The following is a 14,164-nucleotide window of genomic DNA, read 5'->3' as shown; positions in this document are numbered from 1 at the left end:
ACCCGAAGGGTTTTTCCCCAATCCCCCACTCCCCAATCCATTCAATATGTACTAAAATCAAGGACTTGAGTCACAAAGAGAGCAATCATGGCATCCATCCGCGAGTTGCACGAACAGCTAGTAAAAAAAGAACGTTCTGCTGTTGAAATTACCCAAGAAGCTTTAGAGCGCATTCAAGCGTTAGAGCCGAAACTGCACAGTTTTTTATGTGTGACGGCAGAACGGGCATTAGAGCAGGCGGGTACTGTGGATGCCAAAATCGCTGCTGGAGAACAAATCGGACTGCTAGCAGGGATTCCAGTGGGGATTAAGGACAATATGTGTACCAAGGGCATTCCCACCACCTGCGGCTCCCGGATTTTAGAAAATTTTGTGCCGCCTTATGAATCAACAGTGACACAAAAACTGGCTGATGCTGGAGCGGTGATGGTGGGTAAAACTAATTTAGATGAGTTTGCGATGGGTAGTTCCACAGAAAACTCTGCCTACCAAATTACGGCTAACCCTTGGGATTTGTCACGAGTTCCTGGTGGTTCTTCTGGTGGTTCTGCTGCTGCGGTAGCAGCCGAAGAATGTGTGGTTGCTCTCGGTTCTGATACTGGGGGTTCCATTCGTCAACCTGCATCTTTTTGCGGTGTTGTGGGAATGAAACCAACTTATGGCTTGGTTTCGCGTTATGGTTTGGTGGCTTATGCTTCATCTTTAGATCAAATTGGGCCATTTGGAAACACAGTAGAAGATGCTGCGATATTATTGAGTGCGATCGCAGGTTACGATCCCAAAGATTCCACTAGCCTCAAAGTTTCCATTCCCAACTACGCTGCTCACTTAAAACCAGACTTTAAACCAAGAGGCCAACTGAGAATTGGTATCATTAAAGAAACTTTTGGCGAAGGTCTAGATTCTGTAGTAGAACAAGCTGTTACCAAAGCTGTTGACCAACTACAAAGCTTGGGAGCAGAAATTCATATAATTTCGTGTCCGCGCTTTCGTTATGGCTTGCCAACTTACTACATCATCGCTCCATCGGAAGCCTCAGCTAACCTAGCTCGTTACGATGGCGTTAAATACGGTTATCGAGCCGCTGATGCCGATAATCTGCTATCGATGTACACCCGTACCCGTGCCAATGGTTTTGGCACAGAAGTCAAACGCCGGATTATGATTGGCACTTACGCCCTTTCTGCTGGCTACTACGACGCTTATTACATAAAAGCTCAAAAAGTCCGGACACTGATTAAGCAAGACTTTGAAAAAGCTTTTGGTAAAGTTGATGTGTTAGTTTGTCCCACATCTCCCACAACAGCATTCAAAGCAGGGGAAAAAACTACTGACCCCTTGAGCATGTATCTAAATGACTTAATGACTATTCCCGTCAATCTTGCTGGCTTACCTAGCATCAGCTTGCCATGTGGTTTTGACGATGGAGGATTACCCATAGGATTACAGCTAATTGGTAATGTACTACGAGAAGACCAACTTTTTCAGGTAGCTCATGCTTATGAGCAATCCACCAATTGGCATCTGCGTAAACCGCAAATATCTTAAAAATGGGCATGGGGCATGAGGTAGGGGAAAAGGTTAAAGGTTAAAGGGAAAAGGAATAAATTTAATCTTTCCCGTTTTCCCCGGTTGGTGAGCTTGTCGAACCATACCCCTTTCCCTTTCCCCATGCCCTGTTTGCCTTCACTGATTACTAACTATCGACTGTTGATTGTTATCTTCTGGAGTCACTGATTCAGCTGTCAGGCGTGGATTAAGTGTATGAAGAAGACCAACAGACGCACTTAGTAATAATAAAATATAGGTAATAAGAAGAGGTATATATGTATTGCGTTTTTTATCTAAATTTTTATGAGTATTTTTAGGGTCTTGGCGGACAACATTCGCTATCAGCATGTGCGATAAAGCATTTCCATCTAGGCCTAAGGCATCTCCATAACGACGGATAAATCCTTGGAGAAAAATAGGCTCTGGTAGTTCTTCAAATCGCTGATGTTCTAATGCTTCCAAAACGCCTAATCGAATCATTGTTTTTTCACTTATTTCTTCGATGCGTATGGATTTTTGTTGCCTCACTTGTCGCAAGTGTGTGCTGATTTCCTTTAGTTGCTCTAGTTGAGCTTCGTTTAAGGGTGTCACAGTCTTCTCCTGATATGGACTAACTCTACTTTCATTGATGAAGACTTAAATTTGCATACGTAAATTTACTAAATATTTGATTTTTAGATAAATTTTTTTCGTTATGGCTTAATCGCGCATTTTAAAATGCTAAAGCAGTTATATTCAGTATTTTTTTTGTTATAATATACACTCAAAAAAAGAAAATCGGGGATGAATGAAAAGTGACAAACTGCAATTTATAATACCAGTATTTACACGAATGCTACTCTGGGCTGGGATAATTACGGCATTTAGTTACTTGGGCATTTGTCTATTTCTTTTTATCAGTCAAACTCGATTCATTTTCTTTCCCACTCCTGTGATTGAAAAGACACCGGAGTTTTTTAATCTCCCTTACGAAGAAGTTTGGTTACCTGTAGCTGCAAAAACAGGTAAGTTAGAACGCATTCATGGTTGGTGGATAAAAACTAAGCAACCAAATGCCAAGGTGTTGCTATATTTGCACGGTAACGGTATTAATATTGGCGCAAATGTAGCTCATGCCAATCGATTTTATCAGTTAGGATTTTCGGTATTACTAATTGATTATCGGGGTTATGGCCTCAGTGGAGGTTCTTTTCCCAATGAAAAGCGGGTTTACGAGGATGCGGCCACAGCTTGGAATTACTTGGTACAGCAACAACAAATTTCACCCAGGCAAATTTTTATTTATGGTCATTCTTTGGGGGGTGCAATAGCCATCGATTTAGCAGTGAAACAGCCACAAGCTGCTGGTTTAATCGTGGAAAGCTCTTTTACATCCATCCGCGATTTAATTACTTATCGAAAAAAATTTTGGATGTTTCCTGTAGATTTAATTTTGACACAGCGATTTGAATCGATTAAAAAATTGCCAAACTTAAAAATACCTGTTTTATTCATTCATGGCGTTGCTGATTCAGCTGTACCTTCTTTTATGAGCGAAAAACTTTATGCTGCTGCTCCCGAACCAAAGCAACTATTTTTAGTTCCAACTGCGGAGCATAATAATACCGCAGTAGTAGGAGGTTCAGAATATTTGCAATGGATAGAGTCTTTTGTTAAACAAATTTTAGCAGTAGATAAACTATAAATACTAATATTTTAGGCATTATTGAATAGAGTTCTTGCAAAAGTGCTTTTTGGACTCTTGTGGTCAAAGGGATGCATCTTTATTGGGGAAAGGGAAAATACCAAACCTTTCCCCCTTTCCCCGACTTATGCAAAAAGTCTATGCAACAGGTCTAATATGAGGATGAAAATTAAAAATTCAGAATTCAGAATTCTGACTCCTGAATTCTCTTGCATTATGGCAATTTATAACTACCAATACGTAGATTTAATTTACCTTTGCTGGGGTTTTGGCTGAATACAAATGCGCCTTCTTCTGTTTCTCGACTAGATAAAAAGTCAATTTGTTGTTCTCCTGATTCTGCAACTTCGCCATCAATTACTAACTCAGCAATAATTTGAACTGACTCGGCTGTGCCTCCTCCAGTATTTGCGACTTCAAAAGGTACATAAAATTGCCCATTAATTTCGCGGATCGTCTCTTTTTTACTGACAGAAATAATAGGAGGTTGGTTTTTTTCATTGAGCCAAGTATAAACCACTAAACTCACAATGATGGCTAGAATAAACGAGGCAATAGTGAATGTTACCCACTCAGCAAAAGAACGCTTTGGTTTTTGTTCTGTTTTAGTCATATCGCTAACCTACCAGCTGCGCCGCCAATAGTCGCAGGTAAACCTAACATTAAGGTGTGGTCTAACCACATTGTCCAGGGGTCGCTAAAAGTCAACTTTTGAAAGAACCAGAGCATAAAAGCACCTGCTAGTAGTGATACTAGATAAGACATGATGGTTTCGCTAGATGGTCTTTGGAAAATTCCTTTTTGCTGTCTTCGCTTTCGCTGGTCAGAAAAGCCTGCTTGAAATACAATGCTATAAGAAATCAGCAAAGATGCAGCGATAATTGCTAATTCCCAAAGCGGTGAAGCGGCGGCTGCTAACATGGTAATTTCATCTGTTGGGGCAATGTTAAATGCAACAACGATCGCACCAATTAAAGTTGCACCTATATCTGCTAAAGTGGCATCTATTTCGCTTTCGTTTTTCTTAGCTTTATCATATTTGCCAGGTATTGTTTCCTCGTCGCCATTGCCGTTTCTAGTGTCTCCCAAAAACTGGTTGGCTAATGCTACGCCAAGAGTGAAAGGTACACTTTCAAAAATAATTTTACCTAAAGATTCTCTCAGGGAAGTTTCTAGGGTTAATTCTCGCAATAGTAGCAGCACAAAGGTAGAGCAAATTATTCCAATGGCCATTGCTTCTACAGTATCCATTGCAGCTTGTTGAGCTTCCCAAGTATATCTGCGTTTGCGAAAACCTTCTGTTTGGTTGAGCAAGAAAACCACAATAAACATCAGGGCGATGGCCATCATCATCAGTTGTGGTTTTGCCAGCGATCCAATCCACCATACCTCCATTGTGTACAGTAAAGGTATGCCAAATAAAAAACCTCCACACGCACCGCGAATGATGTCATTAATTTCGCTTTTCCAGATGTTTTTATGACGTTTTGTTGCCACTCCTTGACTTTCCTTTGTTGTGAAAATTTGCTTTCAATGAAAATTGCCAAAGCGATAGGGGCGTATGGTTGTACGCCCCTAAATATCTATTTGCTGATTGTATCGTGACTTTTTCTTCAAAATATATAAATTCTCTATTATCCATCACCTACATTTTAGACTATGGGGTGTTGCACCATTTGGCATCCATCCTAAGATACTATACTTGGCATCATTTTTCTCTCCCTTGATGGAAGTAACAAACAATACATTGCTATTACATTTAGTAGTAACTTAACTAACTGCAAGCCGGAGATAAAACCATGAGTGCCGAAAAAAGAATTGAAGCGACTGCAAAAAATATAGAAGGAAAAATTCAAGAGATTGTGGGTGAAGTAACTGGTAATCCCCAAGATAAAGCTGAAGGACAAGCAAAGCAAGCCGAAGCCCAAGGTATTCACGTTGTAGAAAACATCAAAGATGAGATCAAGAAAGCTTTAAGCTAGTCTAGTTTATGCAATGTAATTCATAATTTTAGTGCAGATTCATTTCAGGTATTTTAACATTAACTACTCCACTAACTTTAATAAAGTGGAGTTTTTTTTTATTTGAGCAAAATTAGCTAACAACTTAGCTCCAATTAGAATTTTTCTAGCGATTTGATTCAATTAATAAGTAGCACGATTAGACACTAAATTCCATATAAAGATAGCGATAATTGCACCAATGACGGCAACAATTATACCAGGGATACTCAGGGATGCGGCAGCCAATTGAAATCTACCAGTCTCTAAAAGAGTAACTAATATTCCGCCAACTACAGCACCTATAATGCCGAGTACCATAGTTGCAATGATTCCACCACCTTGACGACCGGGATAGATAGCTTTTGCTATGGCTCCAGCAATCAAACCCAGAATTATCCAAGCAATAATGTTCAGCATAAATTAATCCATCAGAAAAGTTAATAACTAGCTTAGAAATTACAATACTGTTTTCCTTCTACCATAAGATATAGGTATTTAAGACGAATATAGAATTGAGAATTCCAAATTAATTAAATACGTCAACTGTGTTAACAACAGTGTGACGTATCAGCAATTTATACCAAATTTTCTGCTATAAATGTTTCATGACTTTTAGAGAAGACATCGCAGAAGTTTTTAGTCTCCGTGGTGGTGCGATCGCCACAGGCTTGCAAGGTTAAAGCGGCCGCCTGATTTATACTTCAATCATCCAACGCCAGACAATACGGTTAGGTTAAAGGGGAAAGGGGAAAGGGGAAAGGGTAAAGGTTTCAAATACATCCAAATCCCCTTACCCCTTAACCTTTTCCCAGACCACAAGGGAACTTCATACTGCTTATCCGAACCGTATTGCAACGCCAGAAGCTTTAATGCCTTTACCCTACATCCCTACCTGGGTTGATTTCAAATTCTTTGTAAATATTCAGGTGGTACGCTATCCACTAACCAAACACCATTATCAGAACAATAAAAAAGATAACCAGCCTTATGCATTGCCGCAGCATCTACAATAAAAACCACTGGTTTTCCATGTCTTGCTCCCACGTTCTGGGCTGTGGCAATATCCTTCGATAAATGAACGTGATGACGCGACATTTTGCAAAGTCCTGTTTTCAGAATTGACTCTACAGATTTGTGTCCCGTACCATGATAAAGCTGCTCTGGGGGAACAACAGGTTCCAATTGCAAATCAATTTCTACACTATGTCCTTGATTAGCACGAATCAGAGTACCTGTAGAGTCAAAAGAAAAGCGTTGTTTATCGCTAGATGCAACTACTAGCTGTAATTCCTGATGGCTAATGGGAAACTTGTTTTTCGCACAAGCTGTAAGTAGTTTATCAACAGCAACCCAACCACCGGGAGCCAGTTCAATTCCAATTGCATCTGGTGTATGTCGCAGGTATTTGCTGAGATATTTGCTGATTTTGATGAGCCGAGAATCACTCATTTGATTGTGGTTGGGATTTTGATACTACATTTTTATGTTTATATACTACATCACAATTTTGATTGAGAGTTTTAATTTGTGTAAACTGACATAATTTGTCCGCCCATCAGGAATAATGCCACTGCAATCATGGCAATTAGTGTCAACTTCCCACCAGGAACGAGTGACTGATGGATGCTATGGGAATTTTTTTGTTTTTGACGTTGTTTCCAAGTCATTAATGCTGGAATAATTCCACCCAAAACTGAGATGCTGAATGTTCCTGTGTAATCTAGGGCAGTAAAAAAGATGGTGGGATTGAGGGTACCAAAAGTCATGGGAGGGAAAAGAACTAGCGAATATAAAGGTAGGCGAGTAAAGACTTTACCCGGTGCAATTACAAAAATATCTTTGAACAAATCCAATAAACCGTATACAAATCCAATGAATGATGTGACGATGGCAAACTCCGAAAACACTGATACTAGCACCCCTAACCATTCTCCTGCACCACCGGCTCGCAAAATCTCTAGTGGGTCAAAAAAACTTTTGCCTGTAGATGTGCTGTGTAGAACATCCTGACTGACGCTTGCCAAAATTACAGCATTCCAGGCCAAGAACATGATTAAAGGAATCAAAGAACCAATGAATATAGACCGGCGAATTTTGCTGACATCTCCTTCTAGTTGCGTCACCACCACCGGTACAATGTTTTGATAAAACATTGCTACACACATAACTGAAACTGCGCTACCCAAAGCACTCCAGTTCTGAGTTAAAAATTGGCTACTTTTAACTTGTCCTCCTGCTAGCAATAAAAGTCCCAAAAAAGAAACAATAACAATTCCCACAAAGACGCTGTTTAATTTTTCAACAAACTTTTCTCGCCCGACATACATTACACCACCAAAGATGAGTGTGAAAGCCGTTGTACCCACCCATGTAGGCAATAAGTTCTGCATACCCCAAAAAGTTGCGATCGCATTTCCTAAAATCTCTCCGCCTTGGGTAATGTATGCTACCAACAGAGCATAGTGCATAAACAAATATGCGCTGCTAGCAACTCGCGCCCCCACCTTTCCCAGAGTCTTCTCCACAACTCCTAACAGACTTATACCCAAACGCCCTTCTTGGCGCATGGTATTTAAAGTGACTTCCGCAATCAACAAACCTGAAATTAAAGCGTACAGCCAAACAGCAATCAACCCAAATGTTGACGGTATGATACCCGACGGCAAAGTAACCGCTGGTAGAGCGAGAATCCCAGCACCTACCGTAGTTCCCGCAATCAACGCTGTACTTCCCAATACACTCCCTGGCTGATGATTGAGTTTATCACCATCAAATTGAAGGTGAGAAAAGAACCGAGTTACTTGCTCTGAATCCTTGAAAACAGCCTTCATGAGCGTCATATTGAGTAATTGCACCTAAATTAAGGATGAAATATTAACATGTGTAAACAATTTTAGCAAAAACCTCTGATTTACTTTTTTTTGGGCAGATTTTAGGGGACAAGGGGGACTGGGGAGTTATTATTTTCCCCTGCCCTATCTCCCCAATCCCTTGATTAAGATTGAGAAAACAATTTACCAACTTGTGCCAAATCTACATTTCCACCGCTGATGATGACACCAATTTTGGTTTGTGGTACTGTGACTATACCTTCGAGTAAGGCGGCTGCGGCTAGTACTCCGGTGGGTTCAACGACGATTTTCAGACGTTCCCACAAGAAAAACATGGTGCGAAGAATTGCTTCTTCAGATACGGTCACCATATCATCGACGTAGTGCAAAACTAGGGGAAAAGTAATTTGACCAAGGCTAGGAGTCCGCGCACCGTCAGCTATGGTGTTGGGATTTTTGACAGTTTGCAGGGTTTTGCTATGAAAGGAACGGGTGGCATCGTCGCCCAGTGTGGGTTCTACGCCGATGACTTTACAATCAGGTAAAAGTGCTTTAGTGGCGATCGCACTACCAGAAAGTAAGCCACCACCGCCACAACAAACTAACACCAAGTCTAATTCCCCAACTTCTTGAATTAGTTCTAAAGCTGCTGTACCTTGTCCTGCAACCACATGGGGATGATCGTATGGCGGAATCAGTGTGAGATTCTTATCGCTTGCTAAATTTTGGGCTAATTGTTCCCGGTTTGTTGTTTGGCGATCGTACAAAATTATCTCTGCACCATAACTGCGGGTGGCAGTTTGCTTAACAGTTGGTGCATCCTCAGGCATAACAATGGTGGTGGGAATATTTAGTAATTGTCCAGCTAAGGCGATGGCTTGGGCATGATTTCCCGATGAATAAGCGATAACGCCTGTTTGTTTTTGTGCTGGCGATAGTTGCGCTAAGGCGTTGTATGCACCTCGAAATTTAAACGAACCGGTGCGTTGAAAATTTTCGCACTTAAAAAACACTTGGCTATGAGTGCGATGGTCAACAATTCTAGAAGTCAGCACGGGTGTGCGGTGGGCAATTCCCAAAAGGCGCGCTTGTGCTGCTTGGACATCGGTTATGGTGACAAAGTTATGTTCTGGCATTGATGATAGCTTAAATATTCTTGCTCTTGTTTATATATCAATACGCTTGGGTTAAGAAAGCTTTTCTGTGAAGACAAGGGAACTCTTAATATGGGAAAGAAAAAACGTGTAAGGGAAAAACTAAAATCAGTTAATAGTATAACTATTGAAGGATAGCGATTATTGATTACTATCTTGAGGATGCTCAATTACCTCACTGCGGTAAGATGTGTGCTTACTATTTCAACCTTTATTATGTTTACAAAAGAGAAATTCCAGTTAAGTTAACGAGGTCAGGAATGGCAATTCAATTGAAAATTCCCAATCTTAAAGGTGATGATTGCGCCAAGAAAATAACTAAATCTATTCAGACTATGGAATCTGATGCCAAAATAGATGTGAACGTTGATACAAAAACCGTAACTGTAGACACTGCAGCTTCTGAAGAGTCAATTAAACAGATAATTCAATCTGCTGGTTTTACAATAGAAGGCTATTAAGCAACTAATTACTAATTCGTAATTATTGGGTCACACCAGGCTAAAATCTTCGATGTGTGGTTTTAAATTAGTTGGGAATTTAAAACCCAACTAATTCAATTCCAGGTTACGAATTATTTGAATTGGTTATTGAACAGAATAAAGGCGTCAGTCGTCAGAATTCAGCTTGGGAATTCTGTACGACTGGCGGATAGTGTAGCGTAAAACCTGCGGCATAGAAACTCTTAGAGACGCTACGCGAACGCTTAGAGCGACGTAGGAGCGTCTGAACAATTGGGTTTAAGACCGGGTGAACGAAATTTTGTGTGGGATTTCTAGCTAAGTATCCAAAAAATTACCCTCCACACTTCCCACACTCCCCACACCTTTTTTCGCTCACCCTTTAAGACCCACACTAAATTTTCAATTTGGTTGTCTTCTCCCAAGGGGAGACGCTACGCGAACAATCAGTGGCGGGTCTGAATCCCCCACTGAAAGATTGCTGAATTCAGAATTCAGAATTCTTCTTCAAGATTTTTTAAGTTCGTGCATACTTCTGACAACTTTTGTAACTAAATTTCTGGGTGTAAATCTGACGCTTTGAGTCAATATCTTATTTCTCATCCCAGGAATAACAACAGTTTTGTTTGTCATTAAACCGCGATAGCCAATCTTAGCAACGGTTTCTGTCTTCATCATTCTGTTAACACTGGCAATTTTTGAGTCTTCCATTGCAGCTGTTTGCTGAAATTGAGAGGCTGTAGGCCCTGGACAAAGAACAGTGACGCTAACACCTGTACCTTCTAATTCATTAGCGATCGCTTCTGAAAATGATAATACATAAGCTTTAGTAGCGAAATAAACTGCCATGAGAGGCCCCGGTTGAAAAGCAGCAGCTGAGGCAACGTTTAATATTTTTCCATAATCCTGTTCGAGCATATCTTTGAGGAATAATTTAGTTAAATGAGTCAAACTCACTATATTTACCTGTAACATTTTTAGTTCAGTGGTGAGGTCTGTTTCACTAAATGTTCCGTAAGTACCAAAACCAGCATTATTAATCAGTACATCAATTTTGATAGATGCTTGCTGTAGTTCTGTAAAAATTTCTTCTGGTGATGTTGGTATCGATAAATCCTTAGCAAAAGTTTTGACGAAAATATTAAATGTTTTAGGCAATTCTTCTGCAATTTCAGTCAGTTTTTGTTCGTTTTTATCTACTAATACAAGATTATAATTATGGCGAGCAAAAATCTGGGTAAATTGGTAGCCGATTCCATTAGCTGCACCAGTAATCAAAGCAGTTCTTTTGTGTTGAATTTTTGATGTTGTATTCATTAAAATGCTGAATTTGAGTTAATTAATTGAAGTACAGTAATATATAAGCCAGTATATTATTCACAAATATAAAAATATGTATCTATATCAACAAGATCCCCGACTTCTTTAAGAAGTCGGGGATCTAAAGATGTAAAAAATGACTTTACACAAACAATTGCGTAAACTCATACATTAAATCCACCCTACCTTTACGTAACATGGCAGGATCTAATCTTTCAGTGGTGTTGCAAGTCATTAAAACAACTAATCGTTGCTGCATTTGAATACCAGAATCATCAATTATACTCTGATATAAAGTACCATCTAGCAAACTCAGAATGTGTTCAGTTTTATTATTGTATTGCGCTACTTCAGATGCACGATTTTGGGCTAAATTATCGGCTTCATTGATTACTATACAAATTCGCTCTAAGTAAGTAGGTGGCACAAAGTTGGTGATGGCATCATGATCTAAAATGAAAATTACAAAACCCAAAGGTACGAGAATTTCCTTTGCTACTGCTTGTGTCCAAGCTGTTTTTCCAGTCCCTGGTTCTCCATGTACAACAACTGCTAACTGATTTTGATTGAGAATTGTTTGCTGTACAGAATCGGTAAAGTTTTGGATATCTTCTGGAAATGTGCGAATGGGAAATTGACTGTGGACTTTGCCTACACGACTTTGATATCCACTTAGCATTACTGCTAAGTCGTAAGTTGCTTTGTTAATTAATGGCGCTAAATTTCTTGCCATTAAAGTATATTGGCGTCGTCCGCGATCGTAAGGATCGATTTGTAACCAAACGTCATATTGAGACCAATAGGCATAAACAGTATTGATGACATCTAAGCGTTCCCAACTAAAAAACTTTTCTACAGGGAAGTAAAAATCTCTTTCTGAGTAATATTGGGTAATAATATCAGGACGAGCCAACAATTGTAAGACACGCAGTACAGTAATTTCTTGCAATCGATTGAGAACATAATCAATGGGAATGCTACTGCGACTGACAAATTGAACTATCGGTGTTTCCGTACTCAAAACATCTTTGTAGCGATGATCTGGTGATTGAGGATCTGGTGTGATGTAATTCCAAAATTTTTCAATTTCGTAACGCGTATTATCAGATACGACATTGAGTAAATTAGCCCACCATGCATAATTATGTCGTCCTAAAATATCAGCAAAATTACTTGCTAAATTCAAACCTTTTTGAGTTAATTCCCGTGAATCATGAGATATTAAATGCCATAAAAAGCCCCAGTCTAATTCTCGGTGAAATGGCCGCCAACCGCTAGCAAGTAAGCTTTGACGAGTATTATTTACAGGGCTGCCATCATTACTTCTATAATAATCAAAATCCATATTTATCTAGTTATGTAGCGTTATCGAGCTATTTTGTGCTGAACTAGGAGATTTTGCAAAAATTCTCTCGTAATATCAACTAATTGCGTACAAATGTTAAGTTTATTTTCACCGTACTGTACTGGCTAGCAAGTTTTTTTAATGTAACTCATATCATTTGTATTATACTATAATACAAATAGATTACTTATGTCAATTGCATCTTGTATAGCGGTGCTTTAAGGCTTTAGCCCGGTCACGCTACTACTAGCGTGTCAAGGCTAAAATGGTGTATTAATAAATTCTTGTGGGGTGGGCATCCTGCCCGCCGGGACGGGTGAGGACACGCATCCCACAATAAAATATATTGCAATATTTAGGGGCTACTACTTAATATTTATAGGCTTTGAAAATTGATAGGTTATTTAAATCAACCACATCAATGTTGCGATATAAATAAGCTAGGACTTACGCACGAGTCACCGAAAAACGTAGACGCGGAGCGGCTTGCCGTAGGCTACCACAGAGGCACAGAGTTCACACAGAAATGAGAGTTTGAGAGATATTTTGCGTAAGTCCTGTAAGCATTAGATCGAAGGTAATTATATTAAGTAGCCGCTATACTCAAGTTGAGTATTTGCCATTAATTTCTATGTAACCTTCTGAAAGATCGCAACCCCACACAGTTGCAGCAGCTTCGCCAATATTCAAGCTAACATGAATATGTACTTTGTCTTGGGACATAATTTGCCGCAGTTGTTCAAGGTTTTCTGGGCTTAAAGTATCAGGATAAACTCTCACATTATCAAATCTGATAACAACCTTTTCGGAATTGATTTCTTGTTCAGTTTCACATTTGCCGATAGCCATAGCAACTCTTCCCCAGTTGGGATCTGCGCCATAGATGGCGGTTTTTACTAATGGTGAATTGACAATTGCTTTAGCTACTTTTTTCGCTTGTGCATAGTTAATTGCAGAATCCACAGTTACCTCAATAATCTTAGTAGCTCCTTCTGCATCTTTAGCAATTTTGAGAACTAATTCATGTGCAACTTCTTGCAAAGCATTAGCAAAATCTTCTAGTGGAACTTCCCCTGCTAAACCATTTGCTAAAATTACGGCGGAGTCGCTTGTAGAAGTGTCAGTGTCTACACTCAAGCAATTAAATGTTTTATCGATGGTAGAACGAAAAATCGAACGCAGACTATTTGCTTCAATAGCAGCATCAGTAAAAAAGAAAGTTAGGAGGGTAGCCATATTCGGCTCAATCATACCGACGCCTTTGGCAATTCCCACCAGATTCGCATTTCCGATTTGACGTGTAGCTAATTTTGATACTGTATCGGTGGTCATAATACCACGGGCTGCGGCATCAAAATCAACAGCAGTCAATTTTTTCCCGAATCCTGATAAACCAGCGCGGATTTTTTCAATGGGGTAACGTCTACCAATGACACCTGTGGAAGCTATGACAATATCATGTGCAGCAATTCCAGTTTCAGCTGCAACTAATTGTAAAACTTCTTGAGCGTCAGCAATACCAACAGCACCATTAGCGACATTTGCATTTTTAGAAATAACAACAATTGCTTGTGCTTGTGAATCCTTTAAATTATCGCGGCTAATAGTAACACTCGGCCCAGCAAACAGACTTTGAGTGAAAACTCCATCAGCCACACAAGGAACTGCTGATTTAATCACAACAAAATCATCTGTTGTATCTCGGATACCCAAGTTAGTAATAAATGCACTAAATCCTTGGGGTGTAGAAGATGTAGTTAATGACATTTTTTCTATTTAATCATCAGAATAAAGAATTGGTGAATTCAAAAGCCA

Annotated in this window: 14 protein-coding genes; 4 read left to right on the top strand and 10 right to left on the bottom strand. The window is 39.6% G+C overall.

Going from position 1 to position 14,164, the window contains the following annotated elements:
• Window positions 1-87 precede the first annotated feature (87 nt).
• Entirely contained in the window at window positions 88-1,548 is a 1,461-nt protein-coding gene (gatA, locus tag GNE10_RS06000) for an Asp-tRNA(Asn)/Glu-tRNA(Gln) amidotransferase subunit GatA (RefSeq protein ID WP_185564086.1), read from the top strand.
• A gap of 138 nt (window positions 1,549-1,686) precedes the next feature.
• Here gatA and GNE10_RS05995 read toward each other — a convergent pair whose 3' ends face one another.
• Window positions 1,687-2,142 (bottom strand): helix-turn-helix transcriptional regulator, encoded by a 456-nt coding sequence (locus GNE10_RS05995; RefSeq protein WP_185564085.1) that lies wholly within the window; start codon window positions 2,140-2,142, stop codon window positions 1,687-1,689.
• 196 nt (window positions 2,143-2,338) lie between these two features.
• Between GNE10_RS05995 and GNE10_RS05990 the strand changes: the two genes are divergently transcribed.
• The gene (locus GNE10_RS05990; RefSeq protein ID WP_185564084.1) at window positions 2,339-3,235 is read left to right on the top strand and encodes an alpha/beta hydrolase; all 897 of its coding nucleotides are present in this window, start codon (window positions 2,339-2,341) and stop codon (window positions 3,233-3,235) included.
• A 214-nt stretch (window positions 3,236-3,449) separates the two neighbouring features.
• On the opposite strand, the gene GNE10_RS05985 is transcribed toward GNE10_RS05990, so the two are convergent.
• Both GNE10_RS05985 and GNE10_RS05980 read right to left on the bottom strand, forming a co-directional pair.
• The gene (locus tag GNE10_RS05985) at window positions 3,450-3,848 is read right to left on the bottom strand and encodes a TIGR02588 family protein (RefSeq protein WP_185564083.1); all 399 of its coding nucleotides are present in this window, start codon (window positions 3,846-3,848) and stop codon (window positions 3,450-3,452) included.
• Complete coding sequence (locus tag GNE10_RS05980; RefSeq protein ID WP_099067561.1) at window positions 3,845-4,732, bottom strand: TIGR02587 family membrane protein; 888 nt, start codon at window positions 4,730-4,732, stop codon at window positions 3,845-3,847. Before GNE10_RS05980 ends, GNE10_RS05985 begins: the two co-directional genes overlap by 4 nt.
• A gap of 302 nt (window positions 4,733-5,034) precedes the next feature.
• Here GNE10_RS05980 and GNE10_RS05975 point away from each other — a divergent pair, with 302 nt between their 5' ends.
• Window positions 5,035-5,217: a CsbD family protein gene (locus GNE10_RS05975; protein WP_073642970.1), complete on the top strand. Its 183-nt coding sequence runs from the start codon at window positions 5,035-5,037 to the stop codon at window positions 5,215-5,217.
• Window positions 5,218-5,379: 162 nt separating this feature from the next.
• On the opposite strand, the gene GNE10_RS05970 is transcribed toward GNE10_RS05975, so the two are convergent.
• The 4 genes from GNE10_RS05970 to GNE10_RS05955 form a co-directional block, all read right to left on the bottom strand.
• A complete protein-coding gene (locus GNE10_RS05970) occupies window positions 5,380-5,652 on the bottom strand; it encodes a GlsB/YeaQ/YmgE family stress response membrane protein (protein WP_099067571.1) in 273 nt (90 codons plus the stop codon).
• Window positions 5,653-6,141: 489 nt separating this feature from the next.
• Entirely contained in the window at window positions 6,142-6,687 is a 546-nt protein-coding gene (locus tag GNE10_RS05965) for an RNA 2'-phosphotransferase (RefSeq protein ID WP_099067548.1), read from the bottom strand.
• 71 nt (window positions 6,688-6,758) lie between these two features.
• Window positions 6,759-8,069, bottom strand: coding sequence for an amino acid permease (locus GNE10_RS05960; RefSeq protein ID WP_397324954.1), 1,311 nt, complete (start codon window positions 8,067-8,069; stop codon window positions 6,759-6,761).
• A gap of 164 nt (window positions 8,070-8,233) precedes the next feature.
• Window positions 8,234-9,205: a threo-3-hydroxy-L-aspartate ammonia-lyase gene (locus tag GNE10_RS05955; protein ID WP_185564081.1), complete on the bottom strand. Its 972-nt coding sequence runs from the start codon at window positions 9,203-9,205 to the stop codon at window positions 8,234-8,236.
• Window positions 9,206-9,483: 278 nt separating this feature from the next.
• Here GNE10_RS05955 and GNE10_RS05950 point away from each other — a divergent pair, with 278 nt between their 5' ends.
• Window positions 9,484-9,684 (top strand): heavy-metal-associated domain-containing protein, encoded by a 201-nt coding sequence (locus tag GNE10_RS05950; RefSeq protein ID WP_185564080.1) that lies wholly within the window; start codon window positions 9,484-9,486, stop codon window positions 9,682-9,684.
• 507 nt (window positions 9,685-10,191) lie between these two features.
• On the opposite strand, the gene GNE10_RS05945 is transcribed toward GNE10_RS05950, so the two are convergent.
• The 3 genes from GNE10_RS05945 to argJ all read right to left on the bottom strand — a co-directional run bounded on the left by GNE10_RS05945 (window position 10,192) and on the right by argJ (window position 14,116).
• Window positions 10,192-11,001 (bottom strand): SDR family oxidoreductase, encoded by an 810-nt coding sequence (locus GNE10_RS05945; protein ID WP_185564079.1) that lies wholly within the window; start codon window positions 10,999-11,001, stop codon window positions 10,192-10,194.
• A gap of 145 nt (window positions 11,002-11,146) precedes the next feature.
• A complete protein-coding gene (locus GNE10_RS05940) occupies window positions 11,147-12,349 on the bottom strand; it encodes an AAA family ATPase (protein WP_185564078.1) in 1,203 nt (400 codons plus the stop codon).
• A 603-nt stretch (window positions 12,350-12,952) separates the two neighbouring features.
• Window positions 12,953-14,116 carry a bifunctional glutamate N-acetyltransferase/amino-acid acetyltransferase ArgJ gene (gene argJ / locus GNE10_RS05935; protein WP_185564077.1) on the bottom strand — a complete coding sequence of 388 codons (1,164 nt, stop codon included), beginning with the start codon at window positions 14,114-14,116 and terminating at the stop codon, window positions 12,953-12,955.
• Window positions 14,117-14,164 lie beyond the last annotated feature (48 nt).

This window comes from Nostoc sp. 2RC (assembly GCF_014222165.1).
In the GTDB taxonomy this organism is placed as follows: domain Bacteria; phylum Cyanobacteriota; class Cyanobacteriia; order Cyanobacteriales; family Nostocaceae; genus Nostoc; species Nostoc linckia.
This window is presented reverse-complemented; position numbering and strand designations above follow the sequence as displayed.

Coding starts and splice junctions, on each gene's coding strand:
- gatA (WP_185564086.1), top strand. CDS start 88: ATGGCATCCATCCGCGAGTTGCACGAACAGCTAGTAAAAAAAGAACGT.
- GNE10_RS05990 (WP_185564084.1), top strand. CDS start 2,339: ATGAAAAGTGACAAACTGCAATTTATAATACCAGTATTTACACGAATG.
- GNE10_RS05985 (WP_185564083.1), bottom strand. CDS start 3,848: ATGACTAAAACAGAACAAAAACCAAAGCGTTCTTTTGCTGAGTGGGTA.
- GNE10_RS05975 (WP_073642970.1), top strand. CDS start 5,035: ATGAGTGCCGAAAAAAGAATTGAAGCGACTGCAAAAAATATAGAAGGA.
- GNE10_RS05965 (WP_099067548.1), bottom strand. CDS start 6,687: ATGAGTGATTCTCGGCTCATCAAAATCAGCAAATATCTCAGCAAATAC.
- GNE10_RS05960 (WP_397324954.1), bottom strand. CDS start 8,069: ATGAAGGCTGTTTTCAAGGATTCAGAGCAAGTAACTCGGTTCTTTTCT.
- GNE10_RS05955 (WP_185564081.1), bottom strand. CDS start 9,205: ATGCCAGAACATAACTTTGTCACCATAACCGATGTCCAAGCAGCACAA.
- GNE10_RS05950 (WP_185564080.1), top strand. CDS start 9,484: ATGGCAATTCAATTGAAAATTCCCAATCTTAAAGGTGATGATTGCGCC.
- GNE10_RS05945 (WP_185564079.1), bottom strand. CDS start 11,001: ATGAATACAACATCAAAAATTCAACACAAAAGAACTGCTTTGATTACT.
- GNE10_RS05940 (WP_185564078.1), bottom strand. CDS start 12,349: ATGGATTTTGATTATTATAGAAGTAATGATGGCAGCCCTGTAAATAAT.
- argJ (WP_185564077.1), bottom strand. CDS start 14,116: ATGTCATTAACTACATCTTCTACACCCCAAGGATTTAGTGCATTTATT.